Here is a 13332-nt window from a genome sequence, read left to right as displayed (position 1 = left end):
CACCGATTCCGTAACCGTCCACCGAGACGCCGTGGCCTGCCGAGGTGGTCTTCGAATCGGACGCGAGCGTGGGCTGCGGGCCGGGGACTAAGCCCGGGAAGAAGCTCGTGCAGCAAGCAGCGCTCGAGATCGTCAACGCGGTCAGCAGCATCTCGATCTCGGGGCCTGACGGCGGGATCGTCTGGCGCGGTCAAGCCGACGCGACGTGGAGAGTCGAGTCGAAGGCGACGCGCCAGAAGATGAACTCGGTCGCGATTCGTGATCACGAGATCAGCATGCTCGAGACCATCAGGACGATAGGTGCGGACCGCGCGCAGTACACGGGTGACTGGGAGCTGCTTGCCCGTATGCGCCACCACGCCGCCGCGACACGCCTTATCGACGTCACGACCGACCCGTTCGTCGCCCTGTGGTTCCTCTGCGACGACGACTCGAGCGCGGCGGGAGTGAACGTTCAGACGCGACCAGGGCTCCTGCTGGCGTTCCAGCGGAGAGCGTTTCAAAAAATCAACAGCCCTCATGCGGTCGACTCGTACGCCCAGCTTCACTCGAGGAAAGCTGCCCGACTAATCTACTCGACGCCCACGATTGATCCCCGTATCGCAGCGCAACGGGGCCTGTTCGTGCTTCACAGCGACCCGGATAAAACGGCCTTCTCGAGGGTTTCCGAGCTCGGCGACTTTAGGGCACCCTCTACGTGGGGCACCACGGAGATGAAGAACCTCGGAATGGCGAATGGCACGGTGGGACGCGGACGCAGTCGAACTAACTTTCCTGAGGCGCTCGGGATCGTTGTCCCAGCTGCGGTCAAGCCCGTGCTCTTGGATCGCCTCGAGATGAACTTTGGCTTCACAAGAGCCACCATGTACCCGGACTTTAGTGGGGTCGGGCAGATGTTCGCTTCCTGAGTCGGATGGAGTGCGGGGACGTTCCGCCTCGCGCCATTCTCGCGGTCTCGCTGGCTACGGCGCGCCTCCTAACCGTTTGAGGCAGAGGACGATCGCGCGCGGGACTCGCAGGTGCTGTAGCGGGACACCGTGCCGTCAGGTCACCCTGTGAGAACTTTCCTTACTGACTCAAGGCGCGCGGCTCCGCCCGCGCACGGTCGTGCCGGAGGGTGCGCGTCGGGGCCCCGCGCTGCGCTCGCATGCTCGCTCCGCGCACCCCACCGCGCACCCTCCGGCACGACCTCGGGTTGATTCGCCGCTCAGGTCACGTGGGGTCGGTGTCGTCCCACGCATCAGCAGCCGCTTGCTTCAGCCGCTCGGTGTAACCGACGAGAAGCCCAAGGATCTCCTCGTCGCTCGTGCCTTCGGTCACGCGCACCGACCAGCCAGTTCCGCCGTCAGGCTCATCGAGTCTGACGAAGGCCAGCGCAGCGTTCGGAGTCGTGCCCTCGGGGAGCGGAAGCAGCTCGAGCCCCTGCAAGACCTCGCCCGCAGGGAGGTACTCGTCGGGATCCGACTGGACAGCGTCGCTAGGGGGCTCGGCTAAGGGGTCGTCAATCGCCATGTTCGACATCCTCTACCTGCGGACGCCGCGACGCGCCGATCTGGAGCGGTCGCGCGACGGCCCCGCACCGACCGCCGAGCATCCGTCCGGCTCCGGCCCGCATCAAGGGCGCCTGCGGCGTCGCTACGCGATGGCCTGCGGCCACCCTTGGCCCGGACCTCCGCCGACCTCTTGTGCTCCGCTATCGGCACGGCGCCTCCCTGTGCACCGGGCCTCCTGGCGGGAATGGTGCTGCACGACGGTCGCGGCGGGGATCCCGACATGGCCCATGTCGGCAGTACCCTTCGCGTCATGCAGATGGACGGGTTGAGCCGTTTCCGCGCCGCATGGCGGTACGGCAGTCTGGCCGCGTTCTTCGTCGCTTGGTTCCTCGTGATCTGGTGGACCGAAGGAGCCCTGTCGGACTGGATTCGAGCGCCCCTGACCGTGCTCTGGCTTCTGGCGGTCATCGGTGCCGTCGGGATGACCGTGGAGGCGCTGATCGCAGGACGGCGCGGTCGTAACACGGACAGCAGCTCGTAGCGGCTCACGGTCGGCAGGTCGCCGGTTTGCCTCCGGTTTGGTCGGCGGATCGGTGCCGGCGGGTGCAACCCGATCCAACGGGCGAGGCGGTAAAAAGCCAGGTCAGATGCCAGAACCAGCCAGGCGAGCAGGGCGGGCCAACGCACCGTTTTCAAGCCCACCGCTACCGCCACCTGAAGGGCCCCACCCGCAGAATCTTGCGGCTATGGGGTCCTTCGTCGTACCCAGGTCACCGGAAACTCACCGGATCCCTTGGTCCTCATCGGGCGCGCCTCGGGCGGCATCCGGTCGTCAAGGGCGACCCGGACGAACTGCTCCAGCGAGTGCTCAGGTCCGATGGTGATCCTCTTCGACACCTTGACTTGCGGGAAGGCATCGAACTGCGTGCTCCGGACAGCAGCGGCGCGCTGATCAATTTCGTAGGTCCACCGAGCTTCGTCACTCCGCCTCACGATGACCTCGCCGGCGTAGGCACCCATGCTCAGTCCGAATCGCTCGTCGAGTATCTCGGCAGACGCCGACTCCAGCATGGAGTCGACGAGAAGGTCCAGTGCCTTGATCGACTCGACAGTGAAGTCGAAAACGTCCGGAGCGCCGGAGGCGATGACGAACTCCTCCGCGAGGCGCCCCATGACGTCCACAGTCTCGGTGTCGATGGGCACGTCGCCGTTCTGCTGTCGCTTCCGCCACCACGCCATGGCGCAGATGGTGTCAGTGTGCCGTGACGGAGCAGCGCGGTCACGTTGGAGCTGGTGGTCGAGTTGGCGACCTGGGTGGCTACGGTGCGGCGGAAGTCGAGCGGCGGTGGCCGCTGTCGCAACCTTCGTGGCAGCATCTCCTTCTGTTCGGATCAACTGCTCACAGACGAGAAGGTTCACGTTGAATCAAATGACGACGAGGTTGTCCCACCCGCTGAGCAGGCTCATAGCCGTTTCGCTCAGCACTGCCCTTCTCACTGCCGGAATCGGCCCTGCAACCGCCGCCACGGGCGAGGAATCCGAACGTCCGCCCGGCGTCGATCATGAACAGATTCTCGACGCAGCACGTGAGAATGTCGGCGTCGACGACACCGAGGAGTTGGTCGACCCGGACCACGCTGCTCAAGGACTGGAGTTCGAGACAGACCAGGGTGCCGTCGTCATCGACGACACGCCTCAGGGCGTGGCGATCGACACCGGCGACGTCGGCCCCGCCATCGGTCTTCCTGTCGACGGAGACCTGGACGACGTCGACGTACTCGACGACGGGACCGTCGTCCTTAGTGACGAAGACGTCGAGGTCGCAGTCAGCGCGCATGATGACGGTGCGGTGCGGGCTGAAACGATCATCCACGACTCGTCTGCCCCCACCGAATACTCCTATCAACTCTCCCTGCCCAAGGGCGTGAGTGCCCGAATGGCGCCCGACGGCGGCGTTGACCTGTACGAGTCGTTCCCGGACGAAGACGTCAAGCTATTGGTCAGCCGCTTCGAGCCGCCCTGGGCGATCGACGCAAACGGCCGGGCCATCGACACCCGATACGAGCTGCGCGGCACCAGGCTCGCCCAGGTAGTCGAGCACACCTCAGCCACAACGGCCTACCCTGTTGTCGCCGATCCGTTCTGGATTCCCGCCATCGTCACTGCGATACGCGCCGGGGTGTCGGTCGTGATCAAGACCGGATCCAGGTCTGTTAAGTACGTGAAGGCGCCCGCGTCACGGGCAGTCAACGCGCTCAAGTCCTACAAGACGCTCTCCTACCGAGCAGGAAAGCACGTGTACAAGTTCGACAAGAGCGCGATGAAGCACGTCCTGCAGCGACACCACCCCCGATACTGGACCGGAACAGTGAAGAGTGGACAGACGTTCTTCCATCCGGGGATGTCCGTCAATAATGTGCGCGGCCTGGCACTCGGGTTGATGAAGAAGTATCCTAAAACGCTCGCCGGCCGCGGCACAAACACGCGGATCGCCCTGACTGGCAGAGTGAACGGAGTTAACCTGAAAATGGTCATCGACAAGGGTCGAGTCGTTCAGATGTATCCTACAAAGTAGCCGAAAGGTGCGGAAATATGAACCAAGCGGGGCTGCAGGCCGTCGCGAGCGAGCCGTTCATTCTCCTGCTTGACGCGGAGGTGACAGATCTAGATCATTTCGCCGCGAACCATGATATGTATCTTGTCAGCATGTATCGCGAACCTGCGCGAGCCGCAGCGATCTGGAAAGAGCGTCTCCAGGATGCGCCCGTCGGGAGCGACGGCTTCCTTAGCCTGTCGTATTTCGGTCGCGAAATGTTCGCCCCAAGCCTCTGGGACGAAGTGATGGGTATCTGGTACGAGATCGTCGATGTGATCGGTCAGTTTGTTGCGCAGGGCAAGGGGGAGGCGCTGTTTCCCGATCAGCCTGTGGAGATCCGGATGTCTCAACAGCGTGGGGGTGCGGTGTTCGGCATCCATGAGCAAGACTTTATTGTCGACCCGCACCTCTTTGTTCCTGGTGTGCTCACGGAGGCGGAAAAGTTCTTCGAATGGGTCGAGCGATACGTCAATGATGATCGAAGCGACGCGCTTTCCGATATCCGCGCGATTCGCGAGGCGTGGGGAGCGCGATCTTGACGGGCTAAACCGAACGGAGAAGTCTTGGTATCAGCGTGATCACCAAGTGCTCCCGCTCGTCGAAGCGGAGATCGCTCAGAGCGGGCGCCATGGTGGCCGGCCCAGTTCGGCGACCGCACTTGGCGTGAAAGTTCGTGCTCCTGGTGCGAACTCGTGCCGGAAGCGCGTGCTTCATGCGTCCTGTGGGCCTGGCGGCATGCAGATCCCGGGGCTGTCCCGCACGCCGTGAGGAGTTTTCTTACCGACTCAAGGCGCGGCGTACTCCGCGCACGGCACGCCGGCCGGCGCGGGCGTCGGGGGCCCGCGCTTCGCTCACTCCGCTCGCTGCGTGCACCCCCCACCCGCTCCGGCCGGCGTGCCTCACGAGAAGGACGCGGCTGGCGGCACTTGTAGGACCGCGTTCGTGTTGTCACCGCGTCGCGGACGGTGACGGCGGACGGCGTTCACATGGCGCCGATGAGCCCCACGACCGCAGTGGCCACGTGCCCGGCGACGACGATCCATTCCCACCATGCAGGTCGTACCAGCGATCTCCGGGACCTGTCGCCGTCGGGCGCGTGGACCGAGATGGCGTCGGCGCGCCGCAACTCGATCTCACTGACGACACGTCGACTCGGGAGCGGCGATTGAGCATTCCGGAGATGTTCGCTCGCTGGACCGCCCAGCACCACCATGTCTGGCCGTTGCGCTTGACGATGCCGACCTTCGATCCGGCCTCGACCGCCTCCACCTCGTTCCACGGGACCCATGTCGACGTCACGATGTTGCGAGCGCTGATGCCCTCGTCGGAGACGCGGATCCATCCGCGACCGATCAGGAGGATGAAGACACCGCCTCCCCCGACGAGGGCGTATCCGAACAGGATGCTGCCGAGCGTGTCATCGGGGTGAGGGGGGAGGGTAGTGAGGGCGAGGAGCACGAGAATCCACAGCGGCGCGAGCACGGCTGAGCCCACGCGGAGGCCAGGTGACACCCGATAGATCACGTCGCGGTCGGCGAGCTCCACACTCCGGTGGCACCGAGGTTGGCCGACCTCGGTTCGGGACCTGCTTGCTCCACGTCTTCTGTCAACCTTCGTTCAGGGCCCAGGACATTGCGCGTGCGGCTCACCTGCGAGGCTTGCCTGTCTACGGTGACGGGCATCGCCTGGGGATCATTGCGGGCCTGGCGTCGACCGTCAATCGCCGGGAGCGGGGCTATCTCTCTGGGACCTCGCTCGACGGTGACGCGAACTGTGTACGACCCGTCGCTCATGGCCGAGTACGTGCGCCGTCTCACTGTCCGGACCCGCACCGTCAGCCGAACATCCGGCCGACTCCGGCCCGCATCAAGGGCGCCTGCGGCGTCGCTGCGCGAAGGCCTATGGCCACCGCTGACCCGGACCTCCGACGACCTCTGGTGCTCCGCTATCGGTACGGTGCCTCCGAGTGTCCCAGCCGGTCCCGCCGGCGAGAGGACGCATGTCGGCGACGGACACACAGGCTGGCTAGATGCTTGCGCATCAACCGTCGACAACGGCTGAACTTGGCGGCGCGGGTGGCACTTCAGCCGTCCTGCGCGTCCGATCGTGCACGTTGTAGGGTCCCCGCGTGATCACCGCACAGGAGCACTTTCGAGCCGTCGTTCGGGATCGTCTTGCCCCTGCCCTGCGGTCGATGGGGCTGCGTGGATCGGGTCAGATCTACACGCTTCCGAGTGAGTCCTGTTGGGCGCAGCTCGGGTTGCAGCGCCACAAGTGGAGCGACCGCACAGCTGTGCAATTCACTGCGAATCTGAACGTCGTGAGTCGGAGCACTTGGGAGCAAGCGCTGGTGTTGTGGCCGGATATCGGAGCCAAACCGACCCCCAACGTCTTTACCCCGGTCGCGGATGTGTGCAACGAGCGGATCGGACTTGTTGCCGGCGTCGGTGACTGCTGGTGGCCACTCTCTGCGGATGGCAGGGACGACGATGCGACCTGTCGTGACTTCCTGACGATGGTGGGCGAACACGGGCTGCCGTTCCTGGAGCGTGAGGTCGCCGCGAGGACCTGAACGCCAGCTCGCTCCGCGACCCGACCGGATCAGCCTCTCGGCATGGCTCAGGCGGCCCGGGGGCTGACTAGAGCCGCCTTTCCTGGCTAGGCCACGAGCGCTACGCGTGGGTACTCGCCGTGCGCAGACGCGACCGGGCATCGGCTACCAGGCCGACCGCTCCCGCGAGCGCGACGGCCGCGAGGATCGCTGGTGCCCACGCCGGCATGCCTTCAGTGAAGCGGGTGGACACGCCAGCGACGGCACCGACTCCGCCACCTGCGACGACGAGAAGTGCCGGCCACCACCACGTCACGCCGGTGTTCCAGAGGATGGGCACGCAGAGCCCCAGGCCGATCACCATGGGGAGCAGACCCGCCAGGGCGCCCTCGACCCCGGTGCCCGCCGGGTCCGCGATGGCGTACGGGCTGCCGTCGACGAGTTCGTCCGTCCACACGTATGCGAACACGTACGCGAACAAGCCCGTGAACAGGGCGACAACGAGCGCAAGGCCAATGCGCGTCCGCAACCACCGAGATCCACGGCTGGTTTCTGTCACGAGGAACACCGTAGCCAGGTTGCCCCTGGGCCTGCGGTTAGCGACGACCCTCCCAGTCCCGCCGGAGCAGCCCGAACACCCACGAGTCGGAGACGTCGCCGTTGACGACGCAGTCCTCGCGGAGGGTGCCTTCGTGCACGAACCCCAGCTTCTCCAGGACGCGGGCGGACGCCGCGTTGCGGGTGTCGGTCTCGGACTGGACGCGGTTGAGGGGCAGCGTGCCGAAGGCCCACCCCAGCAGCGCTCGCGCGGCCTCGGTCGCGTAGCCGTGGCCCCACATCGACTCGCCGAGGCAGTAGCCCAGCGTCGCGCTGCGGAAGTCGGGGTTCCACTCGAACAGGCCGCACCAGCCGACGAAGGCGCCGTCGGAGGTGCGGTCGATGGCCACCCGGGCGCCCGTGCCCTCCTCCTCGATCGTCCGGGACATGGCGACGAAGCGGTCGGCGCGGGCCCGGTCGGTCCACGGCGGGGAGTCCCAGTAGCGCAGCACGTGGGCGCTGCTGTGCATCGCGTACAGGGCGTCGGCGTCGTCGTCGGCGACCGGCCGCAGCCGCAGACGGTCGGTGGTCAGCGTGGGGGTGGGCAGCGGCATGCGCCCATCGTGAGCGAATGCGGTGCGGCCGTCACGGCGAATTCCCCGTCCGACCGCACGACGTCGCGCCGATGATTCCGCCGTCGTCGCACCGTCTGCAGGGTGTCCGTCGACCGAGAGGCACACGATGAAGCTGCTGCTGACGTCCGCAGGCGTGCGGAACGCGACCATCCGCACCGCGCTGGACGACCTGCTCCCACGACCGGTCGCGGACTGCACGGCCCTCGCCATCCCCACCGCGCTGTACGGGCACCCGTGGGTGGGCCCGGGGCGGAACGCGTGGAACTTCATCAGCGGCACCACGGACCACATGACCGGCCTCGGCTGGAAGTCGGTGGGCGTGCTCGAGCTGACCGCGCTGCCGAGCATCCCGGTGGAACGCTGGGTGCCGCTGGTACGGGAGACGGACGTCCTGCTGGCCGCGGGCGGCGACGCCGGTTACCTCGCGTACTGGATGCGCCGTTCGGGCCTGTCCGACCTGCTGCCCACGCTGGACGACACCGTGTGGGTCGGGATGAGCGGCGGCAGCATGGTGATGACGCCCGCGATCGGGGAGGAGTTCGTCGGCTGGCTGCCGCCCGACGGCGAGGACGCGGCCACGCTCGGCGTCGTCGACTTCTCGATGTTCCCCCACCTCGGCCATCCCGACCTGCCCGACAACACGGAGGCCGCGGCCGAACGGTGGGCGGCGAGGCTCGGTGGGTCCGCCTACGCCGTCGACGACGAGACGGCGTTCGTGGTCGCCGACGGCGCCGTCGAGGTCGTGTCCGAGGGGACGTGGCGGAAGCTGGCCTGACCGGCGGGCGCTGTACCTTGGCCTGCGGCGGCCGGGCACCGGCCGGCGTCACCCGGCCCGACGGCCCCCCTCAGCAGGAGACCAGCACCGCATGACCACGCACCACGACGGATACCCGGACGAGCAGGGACCGAGCCCGCTCCGCGCAGCCGCGGTGGTCGGCGTTGCGCTCATCCAGGCGGGCCTCGCCGGGCTGTTCGTGACCACCTGGTGGCGCCACGTGCAGAACGTCGTCGAGTCGCCGGAGGTGCTGCCGGCGCTCTTCCGGCTGCTGTCGGCGGTGCTGTTCGTGTGGGTCGTCGTCGCGGAGATCCGCGGGCTGGTGCGCGGACGGCGGTCGCCGCTGCTGGTGGTCTCGCTCGGGGCCGCCGCCACCGTCGTCGTGCTGCTGCTCGAGGTGCTCACGCCCCGCTGACGGTGCCCCAGGCAGAAAGAACCTGACGGAGCGGCCGGGCACCGGCGATGCTGAGGCGTGCTCCCGACGCTCGCCCCCGACGCCACCGCCGACGACGCCCGCGCCGCCCTCGAGGCCGCCGGCTGGCGGGAGATCGGAACCGGCGACTGGGCATGGGTGCTCGCGTCCCCGGACGGCACGCTCGCCGCGCGCGTCACGCCGTTCGACCCGGCGTTCCGGATGTTCGCCGACGCCTGCCTCGCCGGACCGCCGAACCCGTTCCTGGTGCGGGTGGACGACGTCGTCCCGCTCCGCCACCGCGGCTACGTCGTCGTCATGGAGCGGCTCCACCCGGCGGACGAGGGCCGCGCCCGGGACCTCGTCGCGTCCCTCGGCATCACGAGCGCGTCCGACCCGACGCCGCCCGCCGGCGCGAGCGCCGAGCTCGCCGACCACCCCGACGTCGTCGACCTGCGCCGGCGGATCGAGGACCTGCTCGCCGACGGCGCCCGCCGCTACCGGCTGTGGGGCGGCGCGGACATCCGTCCCGGCAACATCCTGCAGACCGCGGACGGCGAGCTCCGGCTCACCGACCCCGTCTTCGTGCACGGCCCCACGGTGTTCGAGTCCATCCGCGACGGCCGGGCGGACCTGCTCGCCGACTTCTCCCGCACTGACCTCGAGGACTTCCTGCGCATCCCCGCCTTCGTGCCCGGACCGGACACGGACGCGCTGCGCCGCGCGCTCGACGGCCTCGTGCTGAGCGACGCTCAGCGGACGACGTCGTAGACCACGTGCACCGCCGTCGTCGACGGCGTCGCGCTGCGCTGCACCAGGGCGTGGCGGTGGCCGCCCACGAAGAGCGGCGTCCCGTCGCCGAGGACGACGGGGGAGAGGTGCAGGCTCAGGACGTCGAGCAGGCCGGCGTCCAGCGCGGAACCGACGGTCGCGCCGCCGCCCATGAGGACGACGTCCCGGTCTCCGTCGCCGGCTTCCGCCGCCTCACGGGCCTGCGCGACGGCGTCGCGCAGGCCCGTGGTGACGAACGTCCAGAACGCGAGCCGCGTGCGTACGGGCGGGTTGCTCGTGACGACGAAGAACGGAGGCCGGCCGACCTCGCGGGCGCCGTAGCCCACCTCGTCGTTCCAGCCCTGCGGCCCGTCGACGACGTCGAACAGGTTCCGCCCCAGCACGACGGCGCCGCTGCTCGCCGTGGCGGAGCGCAGCTGCTCCCGGTCCACCGGGTCGTCGCTGAACGCCCACGTGTGCAGCGCCTCGCCGCCGTCGCCGAGGCCGTTCTCGGGCCCCGGGTTCGGCCCGGTGACGAACCCGTCCAACGAGATCGAGATGTCGCCCACCACTCTGGTCATGGATGGCGGACCGCTACGACAGCGCGAACTCATCGCCGGCCCGGGGTCGGCGAGGGAAGGGGCCTTCAGTCGACGATCCCCACGACGGCGAACGGGTCCGGTGCGCAGGACGCGCTCGGGTCGATCTCGCAGAGCGTCTTGGCGCCCTGGAGGTCGACGGAGATCCGCGCCTCGCCGATGGGCATGTCGTCCGGCACTCGGACGGTGGCCTCGGCGGCGCCAGCGTCGTCGGGATCGAGAACCGCGACGCTGGCGGAGTAGTAGCGGCTGCCGAGGTCGTCATTGCCCGTCCCATCCACCCGCGAGCCGATCGAGATCCCGTACCGGGCACCGCCCGGCAACGTGGACGAGCACTCGGCATGGTGGCCGACACCGCTGACCACGACCGTCAGCTCGTCGCCGGGAGCGGCGCTCGTCGGGTTCACGACCGGGTCCTCGGGGGAGCAGTAGGCAGTGGGGCGGAGCGCGTCGGCGAGGCCGCCGCACCCGGCGAGCACTGCTGTCACTGCGACGAGGCAGGTGGCGAGCACGCTCCGACGTCGGCTGGTCCTCGACATGGCACGAACGTAGCGGTCCTCGACCGTCGGTGGGGATGTCGAGGAGGGATCGCGGCGGCAGGGCGTCGTCGCGCCTGGCCGCCGTACGATCCGGGGAGCCCGCCCGAGACACGGAGTCCAGATGCACCCACGACCGTCGACGGTCCTCGTCCCCGCACCGCGGTCGTACGACGCCGCCTGGACACGATGGGGCATGTGGTGGCTCCCGCTCGGCCCGGCGCTCGTGGCGTGCTACGCGACGGTGATGGTGCTGACGATCCTGGTGCTGGAGCCGCTGGCGGCGATGCCCGGCATGACCCAGGCGGAGATCTTCGGGGCCCTGGCGGCGGCGGGCTGGACGGTGGCGGGCAACGTCCCGTTCCTGGTGGCGTGGGCCGCGCTCGGGGTCGGGCTGTCGGTCGCGGGGTGCACCGTCGCGCTCCGACGGCGGGTGGCCCCCGACACCGCGGTGGCGTGGCAGCTCGCCGTACTTGCGCTGGGCGCGCCGGCGTACTTCTGGGGCAGCTTCGGCATGGGCATGAACCTCGCCGACACCTTCATGATCACCGGCGGTGACCACTCCGCCGTCCCGCCGGTCCTGTACGCCGTCAGCGGCGGGGCGCTCGTGGCGCTGGTCGTGCTCCAGGTGCCGCGCGTCGTCCGACGGGTGCGGGTGCGGGTGCGGCGCGGCTGACCGCCCTCACCGCTTGGCGAGCAGCCGCGCGATGCGGGCGTGCGTCATGAACGACTGGTTCATGCGCCGGTAGGCGTGGAAGTTCAGCACCACGTGGGCGTCCTGGCGCGGGTAGAAGAACAGGTGGGTGGCGAAGTGCCCCAGCCCGCCGACGGGCTCGGGGAGCCCGCGCAGGAAGGGCGGGGTGAACTCACCGAACCGGATCGTGACGGTGCCGGCCCCGTAGTGGATGCCGCGCCGCAGCCGGTGCCGGGGCCGGCTCATCCAGGCGAGCGTCGCGGGGGAGACGAGGCGGCCACCGTGCAGGGCGCGCTGGAAGGCCACGAGGTCGGACGGCGGGGCGACGATGCCGCCGCCGGCCCAGTCGAGGCTCATGCTGAGGGCGCGGCTGAGCTCGTGGTCGCCGATCCAGAACGGCGCGACGTCGAGGGCGGCGAGGTCGTCGGGCGTGCCGACGTCGGTGTACGGGGTCGAGCTGCGCTCCATCCCCGCGGGGGCGAGGACCCGCTCGCGCAGGACGTCGTTGAACCGGCCCCCGGTGACCTCCTCCACGACCCTCCCCAGCAGGACGAAGCCCGGGTCGCCGTAGCAGAACCGCTCGCCCGGACGCCCGACGGCGGGGTGGCCGCGCACCTCGTCGAGCAGCGTCGCGGGCGTCCACCGCCGGTCGGGCCGCCCGGCCGTGACCTCGATCGAGTACGGCGTCTCGCGGAGGCCCGACGGCTCGAAGAGGTCGGGCAGCCCGCTGGTGTGCGTGAGCAGGTGCTCGACGGTGACGTCCGTGCCGAGGTCGACGCCGGGGGCCGCGGGGAGGCCGTCGAGTTCGCTCCCCGGGAGCACCTTCCCCACGGGGGTGTCGAACCCGAGGCGTCCCTGCTCGACGAGCGTCGCGACGAGCGTGGCGGTCATGACCTTGCCGACGCTGGCCGCGTGGAACGGCCGCGACCCGCCGGACTCGAGCTCCAGGCCCGGCGCGACGACGAGCACCTGAGGCGGCGGCATCGACGGGCGCCGTCGGGCGATCCTGTCCAGCGCCGACCCCAGGCGGTCGACCTCGCGTGACGTGCTCATGGCTCCTCCTCCGACATCCCCAACCTGTCTCATAGACATGTCTACTAGACAGGTCTATGAGGGTCAACGGTCTAGGGTCGGACCATGGCGCACGTGATCCTCGGGCTGCTCCTGCTGCGGCCGGCCAGCCTGTACGACCTCGTCAAGCACTTCGAGGCGTCGGTCTCGTTGTTCTACAGCGCCAGCTCGGGCAGCATCCGGCGCGCGCTGGAGACGCTGCTGACCGGCGGGCTCATCGAGGTCGCCGACGTCACGCCCGGCGCGCGCGGCCGCAAGACCTACCGCGTCACCGACGCCGGACGCGCGGACTTCCGTGCCTGGCTGACCGGCCCGGTGACGGGTCCCGACGCGGAGGCCGCCGTCCTGCCGCGCCTGTTCTTCCTCGGTCTGCTCGAGCCGGACGAGCGCGCCGCCGTGCTGCCGCGGCTCACGGCACGGGTCGAGCAGGACGTCGCGCGGCTGGAGGCGCTCGAACAGCAGCTCGCCGTGCAGGAGGTCCCCGACGAGCTCGGCGAGGTGTTCGCCTTCCAGCGCGCCACCCTCGACTACGGCCTCGCCTCGGGCCGGTTCGCCCGCGACTGGTTCCGCCGCTACGGGCGGGAGCACGACGCCGGCACGCCGTGAGCGACAGGTGGTGCGCTTGCTATTGTCGTGCCGCCGGTCAAGCAGTGGCCGGTCCG

General features: G+C 69.0%; 17 protein-coding genes. 10 read left to right on the top strand and 7 right to left on the bottom strand.

The annotated features are described in order from the left end of the window. The first annotated feature begins 107 nt into the window (after positions 1-107). Entirely contained in the window at positions 108-908 is an 801-nt protein-coding gene (locus ACFQ8E_RS15070; RefSeq protein ID WP_430551378.1) for an FRG domain-containing protein, read from the top strand. 304 nt (positions 909-1212) lie between these two features. Here ACFQ8E_RS15070 and ACFQ8E_RS15065 read toward each other — a convergent pair whose 3' ends face one another. After that, a complete protein-coding gene (locus ACFQ8E_RS15065) occupies positions 1213-1512 on the bottom strand; it encodes a hypothetical protein (protein ID WP_430551377.1) in 300 nt (99 codons plus the stop codon). Between the two features lie 225 nt (positions 1513-1737). Between ACFQ8E_RS15065 and ACFQ8E_RS15060 the strand changes: the two genes are divergently transcribed. Beyond that, positions 1738-2034, top strand: a complete 297-nt coding sequence (locus tag ACFQ8E_RS15060; RefSeq protein ID WP_430551376.1) for a hypothetical protein — start codon at positions 1738-1740, stop codon at positions 2032-2034. 203 nt (positions 2035-2237) lie between these two features. Here ACFQ8E_RS15060 and ACFQ8E_RS15055 read toward each other — a convergent pair whose 3' ends face one another. Then, on the bottom strand, positions 2238-2696 hold the full coding sequence (locus ACFQ8E_RS15055) for a hypothetical protein (RefSeq protein WP_430551375.1): 459 nt from the start codon (positions 2694-2696) through the stop codon (positions 2238-2240). 226 nt (positions 2697-2922) lie between these two features. On the opposite strand from ACFQ8E_RS15055, the gene ACFQ8E_RS15050 reads away from it, so the two are divergent. The 3 genes from ACFQ8E_RS15050 (at position 2923) to ACFQ8E_RS15040 (ending at position 6661) form a co-directional block, all read left to right on the top strand. Next, the gene (locus tag ACFQ8E_RS15050) at positions 2923-4068 is read left to right on the top strand and encodes a hypothetical protein (RefSeq protein ID WP_430551374.1); all 1146 of its coding nucleotides are present in this window, start codon (positions 2923-2925) and stop codon (positions 4066-4068) included. A gap of 17 nt (positions 4069-4085) precedes the next feature. Then, a complete protein-coding gene (locus ACFQ8E_RS15045; protein WP_430551373.1) occupies positions 4086-4628 on the top strand; it encodes a hypothetical protein in 543 nt (180 codons plus the stop codon). 1589 nt (positions 4629-6217) lie between these two features. Then, entirely contained in the window at positions 6218-6661 is a 444-nt protein-coding gene (locus ACFQ8E_RS15040; RefSeq protein ID WP_430551372.1) for a DUF4304 domain-containing protein, read from the top strand. Between the two features lie 100 nt (positions 6662-6761). On the opposite strand, the gene ACFQ8E_RS15035 is transcribed toward ACFQ8E_RS15040, so the two are convergent. Beyond that, on the bottom strand, positions 6762-7199 hold the full coding sequence (locus ACFQ8E_RS15035; RefSeq protein WP_430551371.1) for a hypothetical protein: 438 nt from the start codon (positions 7197-7199) through the stop codon (positions 6762-6764). A gap of 37 nt (positions 7200-7236) precedes the next feature. Further along, on the bottom strand, positions 7237-7791 hold the full coding sequence (locus ACFQ8E_RS15030; RefSeq protein ID WP_430551370.1) for a GNAT family N-acetyltransferase: 555 nt from the start codon (positions 7789-7791) through the stop codon (positions 7237-7239). A 127-nt stretch (positions 7792-7918) separates the two neighbouring features. Between ACFQ8E_RS15030 and ACFQ8E_RS15025 the strand changes: the two genes are divergently transcribed. The 3 genes from ACFQ8E_RS15025 (at position 7919) to ACFQ8E_RS15015 (ending at position 9770) form a co-directional block, all read left to right on the top strand. Beyond that, positions 7919-8587, top strand: a complete 669-nt coding sequence (locus ACFQ8E_RS15025; RefSeq protein WP_430551369.1) for a Type 1 glutamine amidotransferase-like domain-containing protein — start codon at positions 7919-7921, stop codon at positions 8585-8587. A 91-nt stretch (positions 8588-8678) separates the two neighbouring features. Beyond that, positions 8679-9002: a hypothetical protein gene (locus ACFQ8E_RS15020; protein ID WP_430551368.1), complete on the top strand. Its 324-nt coding sequence runs from the start codon at positions 8679-8681 to the stop codon at positions 9000-9002. Positions 9003-9059: 57 nt separating this feature from the next. Further along, positions 9060-9770 (top strand): hypothetical protein, encoded by a 711-nt coding sequence (locus ACFQ8E_RS15015; RefSeq protein ID WP_430551367.1) that lies wholly within the window; start codon positions 9060-9062, stop codon positions 9768-9770. Here the strand turns inward: ACFQ8E_RS15015 and ACFQ8E_RS15010 are convergent. Then, positions 9752-10351 carry a dihydrofolate reductase family protein gene (locus ACFQ8E_RS15010; protein WP_430551366.1) on the bottom strand — a complete coding sequence of 200 codons (600 nt, stop codon included), beginning with the start codon at positions 10349-10351 and terminating at the stop codon, positions 9752-9754. The genes ACFQ8E_RS15015 and ACFQ8E_RS15010 overlap by 19 nt on opposite strands. 65 nt (positions 10352-10416) lie before the next feature. Further along, positions 10417-10908 (bottom strand): hypothetical protein, encoded by a 492-nt coding sequence (locus ACFQ8E_RS15005; protein WP_430551365.1) that lies wholly within the window; start codon positions 10906-10908, stop codon positions 10417-10419. A gap of 121 nt (positions 10909-11029) precedes the next feature. Here ACFQ8E_RS15005 and ACFQ8E_RS15000 point away from each other — a divergent pair, with 121 nt between their 5' ends. Then, positions 11030-11581: a hypothetical protein gene (locus ACFQ8E_RS15000; RefSeq protein WP_430551364.1), complete on the top strand. Its 552-nt coding sequence runs from the start codon at positions 11030-11032 to the stop codon at positions 11579-11581. A gap of 6 nt (positions 11582-11587) precedes the next feature. Here ACFQ8E_RS15000 and ACFQ8E_RS14995 read toward each other — a convergent pair whose 3' ends face one another. Continuing rightward, a complete protein-coding gene (locus ACFQ8E_RS14995; protein ID WP_430551363.1) occupies positions 11588-12652 on the bottom strand; it encodes a serine hydrolase domain-containing protein in 1065 nt (354 codons plus the stop codon). Between the two features lie 84 nt (positions 12653-12736). Here ACFQ8E_RS14995 and ACFQ8E_RS14990 point away from each other — a divergent pair, with 84 nt between their 5' ends. Then, the gene (locus tag ACFQ8E_RS14990) at positions 12737-13276 is read left to right on the top strand and encodes a PadR family transcriptional regulator (protein ID WP_430551362.1); all 540 of its coding nucleotides are present in this window, start codon (positions 12737-12739) and stop codon (positions 13274-13276) included. Positions 13277-13332 lie beyond the last annotated feature (56 nt).

Source organism: Isoptericola sp. NPDC056573, assembly GCF_042793335.1.
GTDB lineage: Bacteria > Actinomycetota > Actinomycetes > Actinomycetales > Cellulomonadaceae > Isoptericola.
Note: the sequence above shows the minus strand (reverse complement) of the source record. Positions and strands in the feature narration are given on the sequence as shown.

Coding starts and splice junctions, on each gene's coding strand:
- ACFQ8E_RS15005 (WP_430551365.1), bottom strand. CDS start 10,908: ATGTCGAGGACCAGCCGACGTCGGAGCGTGCTCGCCACCTGCCTCGTC.
- ACFQ8E_RS15025 (WP_430551369.1), top strand. CDS start 7,919: ATGAAGCTGCTGCTGACGTCCGCAGGCGTGCGGAACGCGACCATCCGC.
- ACFQ8E_RS15060 (WP_430551376.1), top strand. CDS start 1,738: ATGGTGCTGCACGACGGTCGCGGCGGGGATCCCGACATGGCCCATGTC.
- ACFQ8E_RS15000 (WP_430551364.1), top strand. CDS start 11,030: ATGCACCCACGACCGTCGACGGTCCTCGTCCCCGCACCGCGGTCGTAC.
- ACFQ8E_RS15065 (WP_430551377.1), bottom strand. CDS start 1,512: ATGGCGATTGACGACCCCTTAGCCGAGCCCCCTAGCGACGCTGTCCAG.
- ACFQ8E_RS15050 (WP_430551374.1), top strand. CDS start 2,923: ATGACGACGAGGTTGTCCCACCCGCTGAGCAGGCTCATAGCCGTTTCG.
- ACFQ8E_RS15045 (WP_430551373.1), top strand. CDS start 4,086: ATGAACCAAGCGGGGCTGCAGGCCGTCGCGAGCGAGCCGTTCATTCTC.
- ACFQ8E_RS15030 (WP_430551370.1), bottom strand. CDS start 7,791: ATGCCGCTGCCCACCCCCACGCTGACCACCGACCGTCTGCGGCTGCGG.
- ACFQ8E_RS14990 (WP_430551362.1), top strand. CDS start 12,737: ATGGCGCACGTGATCCTCGGGCTGCTCCTGCTGCGGCCGGCCAGCCTG.
- ACFQ8E_RS15010 (WP_430551366.1), bottom strand. CDS start 10,351: ATGACCAGAGTGGTGGGCGACATCTCGATCTCGTTGGACGGGTTCGTC.
- ACFQ8E_RS14995 (WP_430551363.1), bottom strand. CDS start 12,652: ATGAGCACGTCACGCGAGGTCGACCGCCTGGGGTCGGCGCTGGACAGG.
- ACFQ8E_RS15020 (WP_430551368.1), top strand. CDS start 8,679: ATGACCACGCACCACGACGGATACCCGGACGAGCAGGGACCGAGCCCG.